Below are 22,551 nucleotides of genomic sequence, written 5' to 3'. Positions count from 1 at the left end.
GTTGTATTATAAATCATTTAAAACTTCTTTGCATAAAGCTTACCAAAGATATCTTCGTATTTTTCAAATGGCAGATACCTTAGTTTTTTTTCAAATAAGCTATAAATACATTCTTTCATTCCTTTATTATTCATTAAAGATTCTATCTCTTCTTCCTTTAGATATGAAAGTAAATCTATATCAGTTAATTTAAGATTCTTCGTATTAAAAACTAAATCAAAATACTCTGAGTAACCACCAAAAACATCCACAAACTCTTCCAATTCCTCTTTTTTAAGCTTATTTCTCCTATATAAATCTGTTAATATATTCAGGTTTCTTTCAATAGGATCCGGATGTACTTTAACAGCTTTATTTTCATTCTTTATTTTAACAACTGTATCTTCTATAATTTTTTTATTAATTTCTTTGTCCTCAGTAATAACATCGTTAATTGAAATTATATAATAAAAATTCAACTCATTAAATTGCAATAATCCTTCTTTGCTTTTAATTTTTTCTACTAAACTTTCAATTACTTTAATTATTATATTCTTGTATTCTTCAGATATAGCCTTTAGTATCGGAACTATTAAATTTTCAAAAACAGTATATAAAATATCATATTCTTTTTCTTCATAGGATTTCTTTATTAAAATTACATAACTAGAGGTTATATCCTTATTTATAGGATACTCATTGTAATTTACATATATATTAGTTAAATTTTTATACAGTCCATTGTTATCAAATTCAATTATCCTGCTATTTCGCATGTATATTTCTAAATACTTTTCTAAATAATCCAATACTGTACTTTGTGCTAAAATTTCTTTGTTTGCTACTGCCACTATAAATTTATTTATATATTTAAATTCATTTAAATTTATACTTTCGTTGAGGAGTAATAACAACTTACCTGCAATAAGATTCGCCTGTTCAAAGTCTAGATTTGTTTTTGAAGTTAATACTATTATATTGTAAAAATAATGCTCACTTTTTTTCTTATTGCGATTATTTAGAATATTATCAATCACTTTGTCCAAAACCTTCATAATATACTCAAAAGCTGAATTTTCAAGTTTTAATTCTCTAAGATTATACTCTACCAAAACATTTTCAAAGTCACTAGTTTTTAATTTTGTTATTATTATATATACTTCATATAGATCTAATTTTTCTATTTTATTTAAGGATACTTTGTTAAAAAAACTCTTCGAATTATTTGATTGGGTACTGTAGCTCGCAAAAATGCCTTCTACAAAACTTAAATACAGGCTTTGAATCTCTTTGTATTTATTTATACATAGATAATTCGCTTCTACGAAAAGCCAAATATTGCTAATCATATGAAAATTTTTATTGAGTGAGCTATTAAAAGAAAATCCTCCATTTTCCACAGTACGTTTTGTTTCCTTTAATGTGTCCACTTCTTTATTCAATTTATTTTGTACTTTATATATTAAATTAAAATCTTGAAGCTCTTTTAAAAATTCTATGCTCTTTCTTTCTCTATTGGGGAGATTTGCATAAATATTTTCAAGATCTAGTTCTTTAAGTTCCATTTCAATATTGTTATTCACATTATAATATCCATTTACTAAAAACTTCCCAACATGCTTCCTGTTAAATTCCGAAATATAATAAATCAAAAACTCCTTATCTTGAAAAGCTTTCAATGAAATCGTCTTATAATATTTATAGGCATCGTAAAACTTATCACATTCACAATAAGCAAATGCCTGTTTTAACATGAGAAAATAATCTTCTCCCTCTATAAGGCTTGTAAAACTATTTATATCTATAGGATCTATTAAACTATCTTGATCTATTATTCTAGCCCTTAGATTAGCTAGGTAATTATCTTGATTATCAATACTGAATATTATTTGTTTTTCCCTAGACACGCCCTGTATATTTGCTTTTTTAAATATCATTATGATTTTCTGAAAAATCCAATTATCTTTATATGTGTCATGGTTAGAAAATACCCTTGATAAACCATTCTCTCCATTTAGAATAGTTAAAGTTCTATCACCAAATAAATCATATCCTACAGATTTTAACCCTAAGTTCTTTACAATTTGCTCAGGCATTATAAAATTTAACTTTTCAAAACAACTAATTTTATTATAGATAATTTCTAAGTCACTCATTTTCGTCATTTTATCAAAAGAATTAAAATAACTTAATACATCAAATAATCTATTACCTCTCCAATTAGATATATCAAAAATATTATTATTCGGCATATTACTTATTTCATCATAATATAAAATGTTAATTCCGCGATTTTTATAGTACGCATGTTCCATCCGTGAGTACTTCTTACTACTCTCAATTAGATATGCTGGTTGAAAATGATTTCTTAAAATATTTTTAACCCATTGAAAAATCAAATTGAAATTTGAATCATTTATCGAATATCCTATAAATAAAACTGTATTTGTGGCAATCAAAGCTTTAATATAACTTTCAATCAACGTGAAATTAGAAGAATAATTCAAATAGTCATCTTCCTTTAGTACAATGTTTCTGTTTTCAAAATCGCCATGCATTTTAATAATAGTTTTATTAAAATTATCATATGGAAGATCTAAATCGTGTTTTACAGTATGAAAAAACTGTCCTTCTTCAATAGCTGCTTCTTCCAGCAAAGTATCATAGTTAGTTGTAATAATATGAGTTGGTTTAAGTTTAAAAATCTCCTTATGTATAGGATTTGGTTTATATTTCTTTTTTGAAAAAACTTCATTCATTTTTTCAAAATATTCTTTTTCTCCTCTTTCATTAAAATAATATTGAGGAATTTTCATATATAAATCTGGAGATCTGTCTACATCAAATTCTCCCAAATCTTGTGCAAATTCTTTAATTAATTCATTCCAAGTTGGAATTCCTGAATTTGCTGAAACCCCCGCACCTACGAATACCACTAGTTTATTGTTTTCGCTTGCCTCTTGGATTTTTGTTATACTCGTATCTAAAAAATAGTCACTCAATTTATCTTCCTCCTAAACTTAAAATTCGATTCTAATCTAACTTTCCTTTCATATGAATCTTGATCTACATATTTTAAGTTTTAAAATTAAATGTCTACATAACCGGAAAGTAATGACCTCGGTTCTTTCAAATTAATACGATTGATATGAATCTACTTTTTCAGTTAATTCAAGGCACTGACCATTCTTTCAGCAATTTTTCATATTTTCTTTCCTTATTGGCCCAAATAGGATTGTCCAGTACTGTGACTATTCCCCAAAGGTCAGGGTTCTTTAAATCTCCAAATCTTGAAACAGCAATCATTACCAGTTTTTTCGACATTACACAATTCTCGCATATTTATATGAACAAAACCATTCTTATAAGCAAGCTACTGTTACCTTATAACTCATCTCCAAATCATTAGCATTTTTAATAGTGAAAGGGAAGCTTTTACTATTAAAGTAAGCATAGTATATATTTCCCACTCTAAAAGTACTGTACTTAGATTAAGATTTGCTTTTAGGGTTAAACCTACAGTTATAGCTCCTTTATTAGCGCAAGCTTATTAGCACTAAAAATTTGAATAAACCTATATATAGGACTCACATCTATAATACGTAACTATTGGCATAATTGTTATATTCAATTCCCGATTATATTCTCATAAACAAAAACATCCGTTCGCTTATTCTAATTATAAGCGAACGGATGTAAATCATTCAAATATTTAAACAACTATATTATCCGCTAAAGCTGTTTACCGTGAATTATTTATCCCTACTCCACAGTCACACTCTTCGCAAGGTTGCGCGGTTTATCAACGTCACAGCCGCGGTGCAGTGCAGCGTAGTAAGCGATCAGCTGCAATGGCACAACAGATACCAGCGGAGCTAGCGCAGGGTTGACTTCCGGCAGGATGAATCTGTCGTCTGCGTCTTCTAAGCCTTTCAGCGAGATGATGCAAGTGTTGGCGCCGCGGGCTGCGACTTCCTTCACGTTTCCGCGGATGCTCAGGTTGACGTGTTCTTGTGTCGCAAGCGCAAAGACCGGTGTTCCTTCTTCAATCAGAGCGATTGTTCCATGCTTCAGCTCGCCGCCGGCGAAGCCTTCCGCCTGGATGTAAGAAATCTCTTTCAGCTTCAGGGCGCCTTCGACACATACGAAGTAGTCAAGGCCGCGGCCGATGAAGAAAGCGTTTCTTGAAACAGTCAGGTACTCACGCGCGATCATTTCCATTTCGTCCTTCTGGTCGCAGAGGGCTTCCATGGCGTTTGCCGCGATACCTAATTCTTTGACTAAATCAAAACCGATATCAACGCCGTTGCGTTCTGCTGCAACGGATGCAAGGATCGCGAGGACGGCAATCTGAGCCGTATACGCTTTTGTTGATGCAACCGCGATCTCAGGGCCTGCGTGCAGAAGCAATGTGTAATCCGCTTCACGGGAAAGCGTTGATCCCGGAACGTTTGTAATCGTCAGCGCTTTGTGACCCAGTGCTTTGACTTGAACAAGCACGGCGCGGCTGTCCGCTGTTTCTCCGCTTTGAGAAAGGAAGATAAAGAGCGGCTTCTTAGACAGAAGCGGCATGTTGTAAGAGAATTCACTCGCTACATGCACTTCAACCGGTACGTTTGCCCACATTTCAATATATTGTTTCCCGACAAGACCGGCATGGTAGCTCGTTCCGCAAGCCACGATATAAATGCGGTCCGCTTCCGCCACGGCGTCAGCGACATCGCCGGCCACGGCCAGTCTGCCGTTTTCGTCCTGATACGTTTGGATGATTTTGCGCATAACAAGCGGCTGCTCATCCGTTTCTTTTAACATGTAGTGAGGGTATGTGCCTTTTTCGATATCACTGGCGTCAAGCTCAGCGATATAAGATGCACGTGTCATGACTTCACCGTCAAGGTTTTTAATCACGGCTTCGTCTTTTGTCACGATCACCATTTCTTTGTCCAAAAGCTCAACGTATTCATTCGTTACTTGAAGCATAGCCATCGCGTCAGATGCCACGACGTTAAACGTATCTCCAAGGCCGATTAACAGAGGGCTTTTGTTTTTTGCAACGTAAATGGTGTCTGTGTTTTCACCGTCAAATAATGCAATTGCGTAAGAGCCTTTTAACAGAGTCAGTGTTTTGCGGAACGCTTCTTCTGTGCTGAGTCCTCCCGCCACAAATTGCTCGATCATTTGAACGACTACTTCAGTGTCCGTGTCGCTTTTCAGTTCAACGTTTTCAAGATATTCGCGCTTCAGCTGAACATAGTTCTCGATCACACCGTTGTGAACAAGTGTAAAGCGGCCGAGTGCGCTTTGATGCGGGTGAGCGTTCAGGAAGCTTGGTTCGCCGTGAGTCGCCCAGCGTGTATGGCCGATTCCCGCTTGAGATTCAACCGTGTGATCCACCACTTCACGAAGGTCGGCGATGCGGCCTTTTTCTTTGTACACATGCACGCCCTGCTCATTCGCCACAGCGATACCGGCAGAGTCATAGCCGCGGTACTCAAGCTTCTCTAATCCTTTTAACAAAATCTCTTTCGCATCAAGCTGACCGATATAACCTACAATTCCACACATATTTTCTTCCTCCTAAAGGTGCAAAAGGAGACGAAGAAAGTCAAATTACAAGGGGACTTTCAATCGTCCCCTCCCACATGTTTTTTTGGAAGATCATGTGATTTCCCTTTGTTCGGAGAGTCGCCCCTCCGGTTTGAAGAAATCCTTACGGCTGTGATCTAAATGAATCAGCCGGGAGGCATCCGCCGAAAATTCGATAACCTCCATCCTCGTCAACTAAGCCGTTTTTCGGGCGCTTAGTTCGGGCGCTGTAATTATAAAAGATGCAAACAATCCCGCCTTTCCTGCAAGTGAAAAACAAAGGCTGAACAAGCTTGATTTTACAGCATGTGCCAAGGACGGTCAATTATTTTTTGCCGCCCCGGCATCATGTTTACTATCATATTATGCTGATCGCACTTGTCTTGTTCGCTCTCTGCTTATAAACTTCGCTACTCCGCTCCCATTTCTGTCCGCACGACATCCACGATTTTTGTGACATATTCGTCACAAAGCTCTTTTGTTCTCGCTTCGGCCATCACGCGGACGAGCGGTTCGGTGCCTGACGGGCGCACTAAAATCCGGCCGTCTCCGTTCATTTCTTTTTCCACTTCAGAAATAACGGCCTTCACCTTAGCGTTTTCTTCTACCTTATATTTATCCGTCACTTTCACATTCACTAAGAGCTGCGGGAATTTTTTCATTTCATCCGCAAGTTCTGAAAGGGTTTTGCCGGACGCCTTCAGCGTATTTACAAGCATGATCGCGGACAAGAGACCGTCGCCGGTAGTGTTGTAATCAAGGAAAATAAGGTGCCCTGACTGCTCGCCGCCGACATTATAGCCGTCTTTTTTCATCGCTTCTACGACATAGCGGTCGCCGACTGCCGTTTGAACGCTTTTGATTTCTTCTTTTTCAAGCGCTTTGTAGAAACCGAGGTTGCTCATCACGGTCGATACGACGGTATCATCCTTCAGACGGCCTTCTGATTTCAAATACTTCGCGCATATGTACATGATTTGATCACCGTCGACGATGTTTCCTTTTTCATCAACGGCAATGAGGCGGTCGCCGTCTCCGTCAAACGCAAGGCCGATATCGGCGTTTTTTTCTTTGACGAAAGCACTCAGCGCTTCCGGGTGAGTAGAACCGACGCCATCATTAATGTTTAATCCGTTCGGAGACGTCCCCATTGTAGATACGTCAGCATCGAGATCGGCAAAAAGGTGCGTCGCAATGGAAGATGTCGCACCATGGGCGCAGTCAAGCGCTACATGAATGCCTGTGAAATCTTCGTCCGCCGTCTGCTTTAAAAATTGCAGATACTTTTGAACGCCTTCAAAATAATCGTTCACAAGCCCGAGGTCCGCGCCTGTCGGTCTCGGCAGCTTATCTTCCGGTTCATCCATGAGACGTTCAATCTCGGCCTCCTGCTCATCAGAAAGCTTAAAGCCGTCCCCTCCGAAAAATTTAATTCCGTTATCCTGTACGGGGTTGTGAGAAGCGGAGATCATGACGCCCGCCTCAGCATCCATGGCTTTCGTTAAATAGGATACCCCTGGCGTAGAAATAACGCCGAGGCGCATCACTTCAGCTCCGATCGATAAAAGTCCGGCGACAAGGGCTCCCTCCAGCATATGTCCGGAGATACGTGTATCACGGCCGATCAGCACTTTCGGGCGCTGCTTATCTTTGGTCAGGACATAACCGCCAAAACGCCCAACTTTAAAGGCCAGCTCTGGCGTAAGCTCGCTGTTGGCAACACCTCTTACACCATCTGTTCCAAAATACTTGCCCATTTTGTATCGCTCCTTTTTCATTCTGTTGAAGAAGAATCAGCACTTGATCCGTCTTCATCCTGGTCTTGATTTTGATCCTGGTTTTGACTTTTATTCTGATCGCTGTCAGTGTCGTCTTCCCGGTTCTTGTTCTTGTCTTTGTCTGCGTCTCCGCTTGTGCCGTTCTTATTGCCGGAATCAGCGGAACCGCCGTTATTTTTATTTGAACTTGTGTTTTTCTTAGAAGTCAGCTTGATCTTAACCGTGTCTTTTGACAGGGACCATGTGACGTTTTGCGGGCCGTTTACTTCAAGCTTTACAGAGTGCTCTCCGTCATCCAAGTCCGAGACATTGGCATACAGTTCAATGTCCGACTTTTTCAGCGCCTTAATGTTGGCGGGAGAGCCTTTGGCCGTAATATTTATCGCCTGCGATTCAGGATCGAGAAACTCAATCTGCTGTGAGCCTCCCAGTCCGACCGTCTTGATTCCGACATTGTCAAAATCTTTTTTGTCTTCACTGTCCACTTTAACATGAAGCGTGATTTTTTCCGGTGATACCTTAGTGACACCCTTAGGAAGCGGGATATCGGCATTGATATCGGTATCTTTATCAATTTTGCCTAAATCAAGAGATACGCCGTCAATAAATTCCAGTGAATCCAGCACATCCTGCGGGCCGTAAACCGTCACCTCACTCGGATTCGAGTCAATACTCGCAACGCTCACCCCGTCCGGAAGACTTCCCTTCCTTTCGATTTTGAAAGGAAGCTTTTTGCTCGGACTGGCTACGGGAACCGTCACTTTAATGACTGACGGTTCAACATCAACAGGAAGTGCGTTGCCGTCTTTGTCATAGACGGTCACCTTCACTTCCTTTTCAATGGTCTCATTTGCATTTTCAAGGTTCACGGATGCTTTGACAAGTGAAATGTTATCAATCACATTTTTCGAACCTGTAATCTGCACGTTTTTCGGGCTGATAATCGGCTGCTGAGGGGTGTATCCCTTTTTCATTTTGCTTTTATTGTAGTATTCAACTTCCACGGGAAAACTCTCAGCCGTTTTTTCCTGAATCGTAACCGTCGTGACTGACGGGTTAATGGAGATCGTCAGTCCGTCCGATACGTTTTTCGCCTTCAATTCGACCTTATGAGTCCCGGTCTTCAGCTTATTCATATCGGCGTATATCTCAAAATTCTTCGTCTGTCTCGCCTTTTTCACCGCGCTTGTCGAGCCTTTAATCGTGACATTTACGGTCTGGGGCACGCCGGTGACGACATAGTTCGCTTCATCATAGTATGCTTTTACAGGAATATCAGTAAGCGTAGCCTCGTCAGTCGTTGATGTCGGAAAAAAGGATTCCCCCGGCTTTTTCGGAGTCGGCGCCTGGTTGTTGTTAACCGCAACGTAAAGCAGCAGCGCAAAGAGCAATGCAATGATCTTTACAGCCCAGCGGTTGTTTAAGAATTTATCCATTTTTCTTGCCCCTCCAGTACCAGCGGTTAGAAGAAGTATCTCTGGCGTTCTTCTTAAACTCGGCTTCAAGCATTTCTTTCAGTGCTTCTTCCGTCAATTCTCTGTGAAGGTCTCCGTTTTTGGCCACACTGATGGCGCCCGTCTCTTCAGATACAATAATGGTTAAGCTGTCCGTCACTTCACTGATGCCGACAGCCGCTCTGTGACGCGTCCCCAGCTCCTTTGAAATAAACGGGCTTTCAGAAAGCGGCAGATAACAGGCAGCCGCCGCAATCTCGTTATTTTTCATAATGACCGCTCCATCATGCAGCGGTGTATTCGGGATGAAGATATTAATCAAAAGCTCCGAGCTGACCTGCGCATTAAGCGGGATGCCCGTCTCAATATAATCGCCCATTCCCGTATCGCGCTCAATCGCGATGAGTGCGCCGATGCGGCGTTTCGCCATGTAGCTGATCGATTTTGTAATCGCTTCAATTGTCTTATGCTGCGCTTCCTCCACGGGGGTTCCGCTCCTGGAAAAGAACCGGCCCCGTCCGAGCTGTTCAAGCGCCCGTCTCAGCTCAGGCTGGAATATAATGATGATCGCTAAAAATCCCCATGTTATCGCTTGGTCCATCAGCCACTGAAGCGTGCTGAGTCCCAAATATGAACTGGCCATCCGGACCAATACGATGACGACGATTCCTTTTAAAAGCTGAACCGCCTTCGTCCCGCGTATGACCATGATTAATTTATATATCACATACCAAACAAGGAGAATATCAACGGCATTGCCGAGGTATTGCAAAAATGGGATGTCCTCAAAAGCCATTTCCTCGTCCTCCAAGAATTCAGTCATTTCGTTTTTCTGTTATGAATTGTGCTGCATGAGCAATATGTACATCATATAGCGTGCTCATTATACCACATTTTGATTTCTCAAGTGAAATGAGCCAGCGCGGCGATGCACAAAAAAAGAGTAAAGCGATTATACGCTTTACTCATCTTCATTCGGGTCCAAAGCGCTCACGACGCCCTGGCCCGCCGATTTCAGTTCGTACCAGACCCAGTCAAACAATTGGTTAATCTCTTCAATCTGCCCGGTGACTTGTCCGGCTGAGGCCATGTATTTTTCTCCGTTGACGACGGTCACATTGCCGTCGACTTTTCCTTCAATGAACAGCTTGCCGTTTTTTACTGTGACATCGCCCTTTACGGTCTCGCCTTCAGGGACGGTGACCGTGTGATTCTGCACGACAAGGTTCGGCTGTTTGGACACACTGAAATTGTGGTCATTATGCCAGCTGTTGAAAAAACCGCCGCCCATTAAAATCACAAAAACCGCTGCGGCTGCAATCATCGGATGAGTTTTGATCCATCGTTTTACAGAAGCGCGTTTTTTCTCTTTTGGAAGATTCGCCATAACTTTGGCAGTAAAATCAGCAGGGGCCGTGACATGCGATGTGCTTCGGACGAGTGCTACGGATTTCTCCATTTCATGAAAATGCCGTTTGCAATTCCCGCATGACTGCAAATGTTGTTTTAATACGTTTTCATCTTCAGGAAGGATATCTCCATCAAGATGCTTATGCATAAGCTGCACGATCTGTTCAGGACAGCTCATTTCATCACCCCACTTAAAGATCCCTCAATTGTTTTCTAAGAGCCTCTCTGCCTCTGTGTATCCTTGTCTTGACGGTGCCGACAGGGATATTCAGAATCTCCCCGATTTCAATTAAAGAGAGTTCGTCAATATACTTTAATACAATTACCGTTCTGTACTTGTCAGGCAGCTTTAAAATCTTTTTCTGAATTGTGTCCGACAGCTCCAATGACAATACGGCGTCTTCAGGGAGAACCCCGTCCGCGGCGATCTGCGAATACATCGTCAGCCCTTCTGCTCCCGCTACTTCTGCGTCCAGATAGTAATCAGGCTTTTTCTTGCGGATGCGGTCAATGGTCAGGTTGGTCGCAATTCTGTAAAGCCACGTTGAAAACTTTCTGTTGATATCGAAACTGTCGATATTGACATACGCTCTGATAAAAGCTTCCTGCGCAATATCTTCCGCTTCGTGAACATTGCCGAGCATGCGGTAGCAAAGCTGGTAAATCTTATCTTTATAAAGGTCAACGATTTCTGCAAACGCATTTTGATCGCCTTTTTTGACTTGCTTGATTCTTTTTTTAATCAGGTTTTCCATGTTTTATCTTACCTCTGCCCTTCACCGGTCTGTATCTATACGTTGATTGTTTTAAAAGGTTTCATTTTTTTATTACATTTATTTTACCAAATTTCAGGCAGGGTGTAGATGGAAAATACAGAATATACTGCCTTAACAGCAGCTTAAAAATAGTATATCTGATGAACAATCAGAAATCGAAACAAAATGCTGATAAAAAAAGACACCTTTATGCAAAAGGTGTCTGATACTGGGCTAGCTGGATTCGAACCAACGCATGACGGAGTCAAAGTCCGTTGCCTTACCGCTTGGCTATAGCCCAAAAATGGTGGAGGGGGGCAGATTCGAACTGCCGAACCCTGAGGGAGCGGATTTACAGTCCGCCGCGTTTAGCCACTTCGCTACCCCTCCGTATTTTTTTAAAAAACAGTGCCGGCCAGAGGACTTGAACCCCCAACCTACTGATTACAAGTCAGTTGCTCTACCAATTGAGCTAGGCCGGCAAATATGGTGGAGGATGACGGGCTCGAACCGCCGACCCTCTGCTTGTAAGGCAGATGCTCTCCCAGCTGAGCTAATCCTCCATATGACCCGTACGGGATTCGAACCCGTGTTACCGCCGTGAAAGGGCGGTGTCTTAACCGCTTGACCAACGGGCCGTTGTGTCCGCGTCGAGCTGACAAAAGTTATTATATACAGGTTGTACCCCATTTGTAAAGAGAAAAATTATTTTTTTTATTTTCAAACTTTTTTACCCGTTTTTTAACTGAAAAACTCATCCCTCCTCTCTTATTTCATTTATGATGAAAGTATCAAAATATTGAAGGGAATGGACACAGATGATCTTAGTCAGCTCTTGTCTCGGCGGTATCGAATGCAGGTATAACGGCTCTCACGCCGCTTCGGAAAAAATCCGCAGACTCGTAGAAGAAAAGAAAGCTGTTATGGTCTGCCCCGAACTTTTGGGCGGCTTCACCACTCCCCGCGAACCGGCGGAAATCATCGGCGGCACGGGCGAAGACGTGCTGAACGGAACGGCAAAAATCGTAACGGCATCAGGCGAAGACGTTACGGCTTTATATATGGACGGCGCGGAAAAAACGTTAGCATACGCAAAAGAAATAGGCGCCGCAACGGTCATCCTTAAAGAAAACAGTCCGTCCTGCGGCAGCAGCTTTATCTATGACGGCACTTTCTCAGGAAAAAAAATACTCGGAGACGGCATCACTTCCGCTCTTTTAAAACGGGCAGGCTGCCGTGTTCTATCAGAAGATGAATTGGATCAATTATAAAAAAGGAGAGTAGATATCATGGATGTAGCCCTGTCCTTTTATAAACCGGAGCATGCAGACGGGCTTAACGGGTTTGTGCTGAGTGAAGAAGATAAAAAGTTCACAGCTCTGCCGATAGATGTCCTGCCGCAGGCTCTTGTCATCCGGGATCGCTACCCGACAGTCATTTTAAAAGAAGACCGCCCCGTCGGTTTTTTTATTTTACATACCTCAAAAGAAACCATTGCCCCGTATTCGAACAATGTGTCTGCCATTTTGCTGAGTGCGCTGTCCTTACATGCACCGCATCAGGGAAAAGGTTATGCCAAACAAGCGATGCTGCAGCTCCCCGCTTTTGTCGCAAATTACTTTCCTTGGTGTGATGAAATCGTGCTTGCAGTAAACCATCGCAATCATCGTGCAAAGAACCTGTACCGGTCTTCCGGTTTTATTGATAAAGGGCGGCGCAGGATCGGCCCGATCGGTGAACAGCACATTCTGCATCATTTTTTGTGAAAGCGCTTGATTATCCATCTCATCCCTGCCGATTTTTCTTGAAACATCTATTCAGAAGCCCATATACTTCAAGTATTAACGACTTGGGAGGGTACAATCATGACAGACCGGCTTAACATTCACAGATTGACCACAGAAACCAGAAATCCGCAGACCGCTTCAATCCATCAAGCAGACACGATGGAAATTCTCCGCATCATTAACGAAGAGGATTTCAAAGTGGCTGAAGCCGTTCAGCAGGTGCTGCCCGATATTCAGATTGCCGTTCAATTCGCCCATCAGTCCTTACGGCGAAACGGCAGGCTGATTTATGCGGGAGCGGGCACAAGCGGCAGGCTCGGTGTACTGGATGCGGTTGAATGCCCGCCTACATACAGCGTAAGTCCCGACACCGTCATCGGTCTGATGGCCGGAGGGGCAGACGCCTTTTTGCAAGCGGCTGAAGGTATAGAAGACAGCGAGGAAACCGGCGCTCTCGATCTCAAAACGATCGGACTTACCTCAGAAGACACCGTGATCGCCATCGCGGCAAGCGGGCGCACGCCGTATGCGGCCGGTGCGCTGAAATACGCAAAAACAATCGGCGCCAAAACTGTCGCGCTCACATGCAATAAACACTCATTGATCAGCACTTATGCCGATCACAGCATCGAAGTCGTCGTCGGCCCCGAAGTGATTACAGGGTCAACACGAATGAAAGCGGCGACGGCACATAAAATGATTCTGAACATGATTTCCACGGCCGTGATGATCAAAAGCGGCAAAGTGTACGAAAATTTAATGGTGGACGTTCATGTCAGCAACGAAAAATTGAAAGAACGCGCAATCGGCATTATCCAAAGCATCACGGGCGTTCCGTACGACAAGGCAAAAGAAACGCTTGAGGCCGCAGGCAGCCATGTCAAAACGGCAATCGTCATGCTGAAGACGAATTCGGACGAAACACACGCGAAGGCACTGCTCAAAGAATCAGACGGCTTCATTGACAAAGCCATTGAACAGCACGTTTCAAAAGAAAAAGAACGCTGATCGTTCTTTGGTGGAAATAATGTGCTTTTACGAGCCCGCGCCGTTTTCATAATCGGCGCAGGCGCTTTTAGGACGCGTTTCAGGCACAGCTCCCCGGGAAAAATCGCACGGACAAAGGAGGATCTCCATGAGCAAAGAGGCATTTTATCAGTCACTGGCCAAAGATATCCTGGACAATTGCGGCGGTTCATCGAATATTTCAGGCTTTACCCACTGTATGACACGCCTGAGGATTACACCTTTAGATCAGGACAAAACGGATATTGAAGCGCTGAAACAGCTTGACGGGGTAATAGGCGTCGTCGAAGCCGAAACACTGCAGATCATCCTTGGCACGGGTGTCGTCAATCATGTCGCCGACGCTTTCGCAAAACTTATGTCATCCGGAAAAAACATTGATTTAAAAGAAGCCGCCTCACGGAAAAAAGCCGATCTCAACAGAAAAAACACCACACCCATCACACGGTTTCTGAGAAAAATATCAAGCATCTTCATCCCCCTTATTCCCGCACTCATTGCATCAGGTTTAATCACCGGTATTACGAAAGCCGTCATTCAGGCCGGCTGGCTCCCGAAAGAATCCCAAATCGCACTTATTTTAACGGTTATCGGTTCAGGCTTGTTCACTTACCTCGGCGTCCTTGTCGGCATCAATGCGGCGAAGGAATTCGGCGGGACACCCGCGATGGGCGGCCTTGCGGGCATATTGATCCTTAACCCTGAGATCGCCAATATCAGTTTGTTCGGAGAGAATCTGCTCCCGGGCAGGGGAGGATTAATCGGCGTTCTTTTCGCTGCGGTTTTTGTCGCTTATACCGAACGGTTTATCAGAAAGTACGTCCATCAATCCATCGACATTATCGTCACGCCTACATTGTCTTTACTTATCACCGGGCTGGTGACATATGTCGTGTTTATCCCTGCAGGCGGTTTTATTTCTGATCTGATTACATCAGGTTTATTGTCACTGCTGAATGTCGGGGGAGTGCTCTCAGGGTTTGTACTGGGAGCCGCCTTCCTGCCGCTTGTCGTCACCGGCCTGCATCAAGGCTTGACCCCCGTACATTTGGAATTAATCCGATCAATCGGAGATGACCCGCTTCTTCCGATTCTCGCGATGGGAGGCGCGGGTCAAGTAGGGGCAGCCTTCGCCATCTTTATGAAAACAAAAAAAGCCTCATTGAAAAGAGCGATCGGCGGCGGACTTCCATCCGGTCTGCTCGGAATCGGAGAGCCGCTCATCTTCGGCGTCACGCTCCCGCTCGGCCGGCCGTTTTTGACGGCGTGTTTAGGGGCGGGAATCGGCGGCGCCTTTCAAGCCCATTTTCAGGTGGCTACTTTTTCAATCGGTGTCTCCGGCCTTCCGCTCTCCTTTCTCGTACAGCCGGCTCAAATCGTTTTGTATATCATCGGTCTCTTCATCTCTTACGCGGCGGGCTTTGTCTTCACTTATGCGTTTGGATTTAAGGATGACATGGCTGCTGAATTTGAATAAACCGGGAGGGATCAGAATATGAAAACACTGACAGCCGCCATACTCACAATGGTCATCAGCCTCTCTTTTCTGCCGCAGCACAAAGCCGAAGCCCAATCCAAATTATACGACGCAGCAAAGCTCAGAAAGGTTGATCAAATGATTGAAAAAGACATCGCAGCAGGATTCCCCGGAGCCGTCCTCGTCGTCGTAAAGGACGGACGGGTGATCAAAAAGAAAGCATACGGCTACAGCAAAAAATATGACGGGAACACCCTTTTATCCCGTCCGAAAAAAATGAAAACATCAACCATGTTTGATCTAGCTTCCAATACAAAAATGTACGCGGCCAATTTTGCATTACAGCGACTCGTCAGCCAGGGAAAGCTTGATGTGTATCAAAAAGTCTCGGCTTACCTTCCTGATTTCAAAGACAGAAAAAGCGATCCGATTCAAGAAAAAGACCGCATTCGCGTCATCGATGTGCTCCAGCACCAATCCGGTCTGCCGGCAAGCTTTTATTTCTATCAGCCGGACACCGCAGGCCCTTTGTATTCACAAGAACGGGATAAAACGATCCGTTTTCTCACCCAAATCCCGCTTGAATATAAACCGGGAACAAAACACGTATACAGCGATATCGGTTACATGCTTCTCGGCTGCATCATTGAAAACATAACCGGAAAAACCCTTGATGCCTATGCGGAACAAGAACTGTACAAACCGCTGAAACTGACGCACACACTGTTCAACCCGCTGCAAAAAGGCTTTAAAGAAAAAGCATTCGCAGCTACTGAACGTTTAGGCAACACACGTGACGGAGTCATCCATTTCCCTCACATCAGGACATATACGCTGCAGGGGGAAGTTCACGATGAAAAAGCATTTTACTCCATGGGAGGGGTGTCCGGTCACGCCGGGCTGTTTTCCAGAGCTGATGATATGGCCGTCCTTCTTCAAGTCATGCTGAACGGCGGCAGTTATAAACACGTTTCTCTCTTCAATAAAAGAACGGCCGATTTGTTCACAACGGCGGCATCCTCTGATCCGACTTTTGCTCTCGGCTGGCGGAAAAACGGCAGCCCGGATATGGAGTGGATGTTCGGCCCTTATGCAAGCAGGCAGGCATACGGCCATACGGGATGGACCGGCACCGTCACGATTATTGATCCCGCTTATAAGCTGGGGATCGCACTTTTGACCAATAAAAAGCATTCCCCCGTCGTCAGACCCGGTGAAAACCCGAATGTTTTTGAAGGGGATCATTTCCCGACCGGAAGCTACGGCAGCGTCATAAAAACGATTTATGAAGCCATTGAATGATAACTCATGTCTTTTGTCCAAACTATGACGGCAGGAGGGCACCATCATGAAACTTGTCATCTCAGCTGTATTACTGTTGTTCATTGTTTTCGGCACGCATCATGCATCGACAAAACCGGACATTCCGTCACAGGCGGAACAAGCGGTATCCCGTATGACATTAGATGAAAAATTAGGGCAGATGCTCATGCCTGATTTTCGCAATTGGCAAAAAAAGGGGCAGCCATCACCTGAGGCTCTTACCCAAATGAATGACGAAGTCGCAGGGCTTATTCAAAAGTACCGTTTCGGCGGCGTTATCTTATTTGCAGAAAATGTAAAAAACACTGAGCAAACGGTACGCCTGACAGATGCCTTTCAAAAGGCGAGCCCTGACATTCCGCTATTATTAAGCATTGATCAGGAGGGCGGCATCGTAACTAGACTTGGTGAAGGCACTCATTTCCCAGGCAATATGGCGCTCGGAGCCGCTAGAAAAACAGCCTACGCGTCCCAGACCGGCGCCATTATCGGGAAAGAACTGAAAGCACTGGGCATTAATACGAATTTCGCTCCCGTTCTCGATATCAATAATAATCCCGGAAACCCTGTCATCGGCGTCAGGTCGTTCAGTTCAGACCGAGATCTGACAGCTTCACTCGGCCTTGCCTCAATGAAGGCTCAGCAAAAGCAGGATGTCGCTGCCGCCGTCAAACATTTCCCGGGACACGGCGACACGGATGTCGACAGCCACTACGGCCTTCCGCTTGTCACCCACAATCAAGAAAGGCTGCGTCAAATTGAACTTTATCCGTTCCGGAAGGCCATTCAGGCCGGAGCTGATATGATCATGACAGCCCATGTGCAATTTCCCGCTTTTGACGATACAACCTATAAAAGCAAGCTGGACGGTTCAGACATCCTCGTACCCGCCACACTCTCGAAAAAAGTGATGACTCATCTTCTCCGTGAGGAAATGGGATTTAACGGCGTCATCGTTACGGATGCATTAAATATGAAAGCCATTGCCGATCATTTCGGCCAAGAAGAGGCGGTCGTCATGGCAGTAAAAGCAGGAGTCGATATTGCCCTGATGCCGGCCCAAGTGACTTCGCTGCAAACGGAAAACCGCTTTGCCCGGGTTCATTCCGCTTTAAAAAAGGCGGTACAAAAAGGGGAAATTCCGCTTCAGCAAATTAACAAATCGGTGAAACGCATCATTTCCCTGAAAATAAAAAGAGGGATATATCCCGCACCGAAAGAGACAAATCTGAAAAAGAAGATTGCAAAAGCAAAGAAAACCGTCGGCAGCAAAAATCACCTGAAAGCTGAAAAACAAATCGCGGAAAGGTCCGTCACCGTCTTACAAAACAAAAACCGCACGCTCCCATTCAAACCGAAAAAGAACAGCCGCGTTCTCATTGCCGCTCCTTATGAAGATCAAACAGCGTCAATGGAACAAACCCTTCGGCAGCTCATCAAGAAGAAAAAAATCCGGCCGGTAACCATCAGTAAAATGAACTTCGCCGAGCGCACTTTTCATGATGAGCACAAAAAGCTGGTATCCGACGCGGATTACGTGATTACAGGCTCCTATGTCGTGAAAAATGACCCTGTCGTAAACGACGGCGTGATTGATGATTCCGTCACAGATCCCGGCAAGTGGACGACTGCATTTCCGCGGGCCGTCATGAAAGCCGCACAATCAAACCAAAAACCCTTTGTGCTGATGAGCCTGCGTAATCCATATGACGCTGCGAACTTTGAAGAAGCTGAAGCCCTTATCGCAGTCTACGGCTTTAAAGGATATACAGATGGACAATTTCTCCAGCCAAACATTCCGGCAGGCATTGAAGCGATATTCGGACAGACAAAACCGCAAGGCAGGCTGCCCGCTGACATTCCTTCCGTCACTCATCCGGGAACGACACTCTATCCTTATGGTTTCGGTATCAATCTGAAGACCGGAAAACCGCTTTAAACAGGAGGACTGATCATGAAAAAACAAACGGCTGCGCTTCTTGCCGGATTAGTCGTCATCAGTGCCATGACGGCAGTCTCGGCGGCTTCTGACAGAAACCTTCATACCGCCAAGAAACCAAGCATCCAAACAGGCATCGACCGCCTGCTGAAAGATTATAAACAGGAACTGAAGGGAAAAAGGGTCGGGCTGATCACCAACCCGACCGGTGTGAACAATTCATTGAAAAGCAGCGTTGACGTGCTGTATGAGGCACCAGACATCCAATTGACGGCATTATTCGGACCGGAGCACGGTGTCCGCGGCGATGCTCAGGCCGGAGACAAAGTCACATCCTATATAGACGAAAAAACAGGGCTTCCCGTCTACAGCCTGTACGGGGAAACGAGGAAACCGACGCCTGACATGCTGAAAGATACAGATGTGCTGATTTTCGATATTCAGGATGTCGGAACGCGATACTACACCTACATTTATACAATGGCCTATGCCATGGAAGCGGCCAAAGAAAAAGGCATTCCTTTTTATGTCTTGGACCGGCCGAATCCGCAAGGCGGACGAAATCCGGACGGCCCGGTTCTTGAACCGGATTACGCTTCATTTGTCGGACTGTATCCGATCCCGCTGAAGCACGGCATGACGATCGGTGAGCTTGCTCTTTTATTCAATAAAGAGTTTCATATTGGCGCCGACCTCACCGTCGTAAAAATGAAGCGCTGGAAGCGGACGATGACGATTGAAGATACCGGCCTGCCGTTCGTCCTCCCTTCGCCTAATATCCCGACCCCGGACAGCATATTCGCATATTCGGCGACAGGACTAATCGAAGGCACAAACGTATCCGAAGGAAGGGGCACGACAAAGCCGTTTGAACTGATCGGCGCGCCTTATATGAAAAGCACCGAGCTCGAAGAACGCCTGAACAGTCTCAAGCTTCCGGGCGTCACCTTCAGAGCCGCATCATTTATCCCCAGCTTCTCCAAGCACCAGGGCAAGCTGTGCCACGGCGTACAAGTCTACGTAACAAACAGAAACACATTTGAAGCGGCAAAAACAGGGCTCTCCATTCTGAAAACCATGCATGACTTATATCCGAATGACTTTTCGTTCTTGCCGACAGGCTCTTTTGACAAGCTGATCGGTAACGGCTGGGTACGCAAAAAAATAGAAAAAGGCGCTTCCATTGAAGACATCACCGGCACATATCAACGCCGGCTGGACCAATTCAAAACTCTAAGAAAACAATACCTCATATACTGACAAAATTCGTGTTACACGTGTAACATTTTGACGCATTTCACATTTCCGCTTTTTATAGGAAAACATTCATTTATTTGGTACAATTTCATTGATAACAGTTATCATTTAAATGAATGTTTCCTAAAAGGTGGTTTCTCATGAAAAACACATTATTCTTTCAGCCCATTGATATCATCTCCGTAAAAAAAACAGCCGACCTTCTGTCAGAGCATCAGCTCACTGATTCTCCCGTATTGATCTTTCATGTGAAAGGCGAGGGACAAATTGATATCGGAACAGACAGCTTTCCGCTGCAGAAGGAAACGCTCTACATCTGTCCTTGTGATGAGACATTCAATATTGCCCCTATATCGTCAGGCGGCATCCATTTGTATATCGTCAGACTCCGTGTTTTCTCCTACTCATCAGATGATGAAGCGATGCTTCCGAATAACGGGGAAGACATCTTCCACGGACTTCAGCAAATGAATTTACAAACGGTTGATCATTTGACAAGCCGGCTTCAGTCACTTTCTGAAAATGCGCGATCGGCGGATGCATTGCAGAAAATGAAATATACAGCCGACTTTCAGCAGCTGATGTACGACCTTTATGCCGCAAAAGTATGCCATCAAAATAATACGAAAGCGGCGATCGAACAGACAAAACAATTCATTCATGCTCAGTCCGACACAAAAATCACGCTCACCCAGCTCGCTCATATGGCGGGAATCAGTCCCAAGCATTACAGTGAAACCTTTAAAAAACTATACGGGCAGAGCGTAACTGAATATATCACAGACATCCGCATAACCAATGCGAAAAAACTGATGGCCAAGGCAAACTGCAAACTGCGGGAAATCGCTCATCAAATCGGCTACCAGGACGAATTTTATTTCAGCCGTATTTTTAAAAAACATACCGGCAGCTCACCTACAAGCTATATGAAAAAAAGGCGCACAAAAATGGCCGCGTACGGAAAAGAAACGATGGGGCATCTGATTCCTCTGCATCACGTGCCTTATGCTGCGGCGCTGCACCCGAAATGGACGGCCTATTATTACAAACAATTCTCTTCCGATATTCCGGTTCACCTGAGTGCTTACCGCTATAATGCAAATTGGGAAGAGAACCTGCACACGCTGTCCCAAGCTGCCCCGGACATCATTTTCAGTCTTGATTCTGTCAGTGAAGAAGAAAAACAGCGCCTGAATGACATCACTGACGTTTTTTACCTTCCGGCTCAAGAAAATTGGAGAGACCAGTTTCTTCGCACCGCCGCATATTTGAATGAAGAGCAGGAAGCGCGGCACTGGCTTAAAGCTTATCAAAGTCTCGCCCATTCAGCGAAAGATGCTCTGAAACACGTGCGGCATCAGCGGTTCTTATTTGTCCGTGTATATAAAGAAAATATGTACATCGCCCATAACAACAGTATTGAGGATGTCTTCTTCGGTGATTTAGGCTTTGCCTCCGCAAAACCGGAATCTTTTGCTCCTGACGAAAAGATTTCCTTGGACATGCTGGCGGATTGCCAGGCTGACTGCATCATGCTTTTCACTTGTAAAGAGCCGGAAACGCTTCGTTATTTTCAGCGCATTCAGCAGACCGGGATATGGCAGAACCTTAGAGCCGTCAGCAATAAACGCGTGTTTCCCATATCATCTGACCCGTGGATTGAATATTCTCCAAGCGGACATCAGCGGATGATCGAGCAAAGCATTTCCATTTTATCCGAAGATCGTCCATGGTAATGCCGGAAATTATCCATGGTCTTATCCCTGTTCATTCTCTATAATTCCAATTGATAATAGTTATCAATTGAACAGGAGGAACAATAGATGAAGAAATTGGCATTCGCTTTCATGATTTTGCTTTTGGCTTTCACGGCCGCGGCTTGCGGAAGCTCAGAAACATCTGATACAGCAAGTAAAGGAAAGGACGCTTCTTCAGATAAAAAGAAAATCGAATATCTCGGAAAAACATATGAAGTCAAAGCGCCGACTGACAAAATCGCCATTACAGGCAGCGTAGAATCAATGGAAGACGCCAAATTGCTTGACGTTCATCCCGCAGGAGCAATTTCTTTCTCGGGCAAATTCCCGGAACTGTTTAAAGATATTACAGATAAATCCGTATCAACGGGGGAAAAAATGCAGCCGAATATGGAAAAAATTCTTGAGCTGCAGCCGGACGTCATTCTGGCATCAACCAAATTCCCGGAAAAAACGTTGAAAAAATTGAGCGGCACCGCTGAAACGATCCCTGTCTCTCATATCTCATCAAACTGGAAAGAAAACATGATGCTGCTCGCCCAGCTTACAGATAAAGAGAAAAAAGCGAAAAAAATCATCGCAGATTACGAACAGGACCTGAAAAAGACAAAAACAAAGATCAACAGCAAAGCGAAACAGTCAAACGCGCTGGTCATCAGAATCAGACAAGGCAATATTTATATTTATCCTGAACAAGTATATTTCAACTCCACGCTTTACGGTGATTTAGGCCTGAAGGCGCCGGACGAAGTCAAAGCGGCGAAAGCGCAGGAACTGATTTCTCTTGAAAAATTAAGCGAAATGAACCCTGACCATATCTTCGTACAATTCTCTGATGACGAAAACGCAGATAAGCCGGACGCTTTGAAAGACTTAGAGAAAAATCCGATCTGGAAGAGCCTGAAGGCAGTCAAAAAAGACCATGTATACGTCAATACGATTGATCCATTAGCCCAAGGCGGAACCGCGTGGAGTAAAATCAGCTTCTTACAGGTTGCGGCTGACAAATTGACTCAAGACTAA

Annotated in this window: 17 protein-coding genes and 5 tRNA genes; 9 read left to right on the top strand and 13 right to left on the bottom strand. The window is 44.2% G+C overall.

The window, feature by feature from the left end; all coding sequences use genetic code 11:
* Positions 1 to 17 precede the first annotated feature (17 nt).
* The 13 genes from GNE05_RS01510 to GNE05_RS01450 all read right to left on the bottom strand — a co-directional run bounded on the left by GNE05_RS01510 (position 18) and on the right by GNE05_RS01450 (position 11,600).
* Complete coding sequence (locus GNE05_RS01510) at positions 18 to 2,981, bottom strand: SIR2 family protein (protein WP_014416779.1); 2,964 nt, start codon at positions 2,979 to 2,981, stop codon at positions 18 to 20.
* A gap of 169 nt (positions 2,982 to 3,150) precedes the next feature.
* A complete protein-coding gene (locus GNE05_RS01505; RefSeq protein WP_014720653.1) occupies positions 3,151 to 3,303 on the bottom strand; it encodes a hypothetical protein in 153 nt (50 codons plus the stop codon).
* 438 nt (positions 3,304 to 3,741) lie between these two features.
* Positions 3,742 to 5,544, bottom strand: a complete 1,803-nt coding sequence (gene glmS, locus GNE05_RS01500; RefSeq protein WP_003156758.1) for a glutamine--fructose-6-phosphate transaminase (isomerizing) — start codon at positions 5,542 to 5,544, stop codon at positions 3,742 to 3,744.
* Between the two features lie 431 nt (positions 5,545 to 5,975).
* Positions 5,976 to 7,322, bottom strand: coding sequence for a phosphoglucosamine mutase (gene glmM / locus GNE05_RS01495; RefSeq protein ID WP_007408011.1), 1,347 nt, complete (start codon positions 7,320 to 7,322; stop codon positions 5,976 to 5,978).
* A gap of 17 nt (positions 7,323 to 7,339) precedes the next feature.
* The gene (locus tag GNE05_RS01490; RefSeq protein ID WP_021495334.1) at positions 7,340 to 8,779 is read right to left on the bottom strand and encodes a CdaA regulatory protein CdaR; all 1,440 of its coding nucleotides are present in this window, start codon (positions 8,777 to 8,779) and stop codon (positions 7,340 to 7,342) included.
* Positions 8,772 to 9,593 carry a diadenylate cyclase CdaA gene (cdaA, locus tag GNE05_RS01485; RefSeq protein WP_003156763.1) on the bottom strand — a complete coding sequence of 274 codons (822 nt, stop codon included), beginning with the start codon at positions 9,591 to 9,593 and terminating at the stop codon, positions 8,772 to 8,774. Before cdaA ends, GNE05_RS01490 begins: the two co-directional genes overlap by 8 nt.
* A 165-nt stretch (positions 9,594 to 9,758) precedes the next feature.
* The gene (rsiW, locus tag GNE05_RS01480) at positions 9,759 to 10,385 is read right to left on the bottom strand and encodes an anti-sigma-W factor RsiW (protein WP_003156765.1); all 627 of its coding nucleotides are present in this window, start codon (positions 10,383 to 10,385) and stop codon (positions 9,759 to 9,761) included.
* Positions 10,386 to 10,398: 13 nt separating this feature from the next.
* Positions 10,399 to 10,962 (bottom strand): RNA polymerase sigma factor SigW, encoded by a 564-nt coding sequence (gene sigW / locus GNE05_RS01475; protein ID WP_003156766.1) that lies wholly within the window; start codon positions 10,960 to 10,962, stop codon positions 10,399 to 10,401.
* A gap of 229 nt (positions 10,963 to 11,191) precedes the next feature.
* A tRNA-Gln gene (locus tag GNE05_RS01470) sits at positions 11,192 to 11,263 on the bottom strand.
* Between the two features lie 4 nt (positions 11,264 to 11,267).
* Positions 11,268 to 11,352: transfer RNA gene (locus GNE05_RS01465), tRNA-Tyr, on the bottom strand.
* 19 nt (positions 11,353 to 11,371) lie between these two features.
* Positions 11,372 to 11,444, bottom strand: a tRNA-Thr gene (locus GNE05_RS01460).
* Positions 11,445 to 11,449: 5 nt separating this feature from the next.
* A tRNA-Val gene (locus GNE05_RS01455) sits at positions 11,450 to 11,525 on the bottom strand.
* A 3-nt stretch (positions 11,526 to 11,528) separates the two neighbouring features.
* A tRNA-Glu gene (locus GNE05_RS01450) sits at positions 11,529 to 11,600 on the bottom strand.
* A gap of 180 nt (positions 11,601 to 11,780) precedes the next feature.
* Between GNE05_RS01450 and GNE05_RS01445 the strand changes: the two genes are divergently transcribed.
* From GNE05_RS01445 to GNE05_RS01405, 9 genes are all read left to right on the top strand, one after another.
* On the top strand, positions 11,781 to 12,233 hold the full coding sequence (locus GNE05_RS01445; RefSeq protein WP_014416775.1) for a 2-thiouracil desulfurase family protein: 453 nt from the start codon (positions 11,781 to 11,783) through the stop codon (positions 12,231 to 12,233).
* 18 nt (positions 12,234 to 12,251) lie between these two features.
* Positions 12,252 to 12,728 carry a GNAT family N-acetyltransferase gene (locus tag GNE05_RS01440; RefSeq protein WP_007408015.1) on the top strand — a complete coding sequence of 159 codons (477 nt, stop codon included), beginning with the start codon at positions 12,252 to 12,254 and terminating at the stop codon, positions 12,726 to 12,728.
* A gap of 99 nt (positions 12,729 to 12,827) precedes the next feature.
* Positions 12,828 to 13,757 carry an N-acetylmuramic acid 6-phosphate etherase gene (gene murQ / locus GNE05_RS01435; protein ID WP_061861787.1) on the top strand — a complete coding sequence of 310 codons (930 nt, stop codon included), beginning with the start codon at positions 12,828 to 12,830 and terminating at the stop codon, positions 13,755 to 13,757.
* A 127-nt stretch (positions 13,758 to 13,884) separates the two neighbouring features.
* Positions 13,885 to 15,252 (top strand): PTS transporter subunit EIIC, encoded by a 1,368-nt coding sequence (locus GNE05_RS01430; RefSeq protein WP_160182339.1) that lies wholly within the window; start codon positions 13,885 to 13,887, stop codon positions 15,250 to 15,252.
* An 18-nt stretch (positions 15,253 to 15,270) separates the two neighbouring features.
* Entirely contained in the window at positions 15,271 to 16,554 is a 1,284-nt protein-coding gene (pbp4b, locus tag GNE05_RS01425; protein ID WP_160182338.1) for a penicillin binding protein PBP4B, read from the top strand.
* Positions 16,555 to 16,600: 46 nt separating this feature from the next.
* Positions 16,601 to 18,514: a glycoside hydrolase family 3 protein gene (locus tag GNE05_RS01420; protein WP_061861785.1), complete on the top strand. Its 1,914-nt coding sequence runs from the start codon at positions 16,601 to 16,603 to the stop codon at positions 18,512 to 18,514.
* 15 nt (positions 18,515 to 18,529) lie between these two features.
* Positions 18,530 to 19,774, top strand: coding sequence for an exo-beta-N-acetylmuramidase NamZ family protein (locus GNE05_RS01415; protein ID WP_017419292.1), 1,245 nt, complete (start codon positions 18,530 to 18,532; stop codon positions 19,772 to 19,774).
* Between the two features lie 137 nt (positions 19,775 to 19,911).
* Positions 19,912 to 21,507, top strand: coding sequence for a bacillibactin transport transcriptional regulator Btr (gene btr, locus GNE05_RS01410; RefSeq protein ID WP_160182337.1), 1,596 nt, complete (start codon positions 19,912 to 19,914; stop codon positions 21,505 to 21,507).
* A gap of 87 nt (positions 21,508 to 21,594) precedes the next feature.
* A complete protein-coding gene (locus GNE05_RS01405) occupies positions 21,595 to 22,551 on the top strand; it encodes an ABC transporter substrate-binding protein (RefSeq protein ID WP_003156778.1) in 957 nt (318 codons plus the stop codon).

This window comes from Bacillus sp. AM1(2019), from assembly GCF_009906915.1.
Lineage (GTDB): Bacteria > Bacillota > Bacilli > Bacillales > Bacillaceae > Bacillus > Bacillus velezensis.
This window is presented reverse-complemented; position numbering and strand designations above follow the sequence as displayed.

Excerpts from the sequence above, each read along its gene's own strand:
- GNE05_RS01430 (WP_160182339.1), top strand. The coding sequence starts at position 13,885 with ATGAGCAAAGAGGCATTTTATCAGTCACTGGCCAAAGATATCCTGGAC.
- sigW (WP_003156766.1), bottom strand. The coding sequence starts at position 10,962 with ATGGAAAACCTGATTAAAAAAAGAATCAAGCAAGTCAAAAAAGGCGAT.
- GNE05_RS01505 (WP_014720653.1), bottom strand. The coding sequence starts at position 3,303 with ATGTCGAAAAAACTGGTAATGATTGCTGTTTCAAGATTTGGAGATTTA.
- GNE05_RS01415 (WP_017419292.1), top strand. The coding sequence starts at position 18,530 with ATGAAAAAACAAACGGCTGCGCTTCTTGCCGGATTAGTCGTCATCAGT.
- btr (WP_160182337.1), top strand. The coding sequence starts at position 19,912 with ATGAAAAACACATTATTCTTTCAGCCCATTGATATCATCTCCGTAAAA.
- glmS (WP_003156758.1), bottom strand. The coding sequence starts at position 5,544 with ATGTGTGGAATTGTAGGTTATATCGGTCAGCTTGATGCGAAAGAGATT.
- GNE05_RS01405 (WP_003156778.1), top strand. The coding sequence starts at position 21,595 with ATGAAGAAATTGGCATTCGCTTTCATGATTTTGCTTTTGGCTTTCACG.
- GNE05_RS01440 (WP_007408015.1), top strand. The coding sequence starts at position 12,252 with ATGGATGTAGCCCTGTCCTTTTATAAACCGGAGCATGCAGACGGGCTT.
- pbp4b (WP_160182338.1), top strand. The coding sequence starts at position 15,271 with ATGAAAACACTGACAGCCGCCATACTCACAATGGTCATCAGCCTCTCT.
- murQ (WP_061861787.1), top strand. The coding sequence starts at position 12,828 with ATGACAGACCGGCTTAACATTCACAGATTGACCACAGAAACCAGAAAT.
- rsiW (WP_003156765.1), bottom strand. The coding sequence starts at position 10,385 with ATGAGCTGTCCTGAACAGATCGTGCAGCTTATGCATAAGCATCTTGAT.
- glmM (WP_007408011.1), bottom strand. The coding sequence starts at position 7,322 with ATGGGCAAGTATTTTGGAACAGATGGTGTAAGAGGTGTTGCCAACAGC.
- GNE05_RS01420 (WP_061861785.1), top strand. The coding sequence starts at position 16,601 with ATGAAACTTGTCATCTCAGCTGTATTACTGTTGTTCATTGTTTTCGGC.
- GNE05_RS01490 (WP_021495334.1), bottom strand. The coding sequence starts at position 8,779 with ATGGATAAATTCTTAAACAACCGCTGGGCTGTAAAGATCATTGCATTG.
- cdaA (WP_003156763.1), bottom strand. The coding sequence starts at position 9,593 with ATGGCTTTTGAGGACATCCCATTTTTGCAATACCTCGGCAATGCCGTT.
- GNE05_RS01445 (WP_014416775.1), top strand. The coding sequence starts at position 11,781 with ATGATCTTAGTCAGCTCTTGTCTCGGCGGTATCGAATGCAGGTATAAC.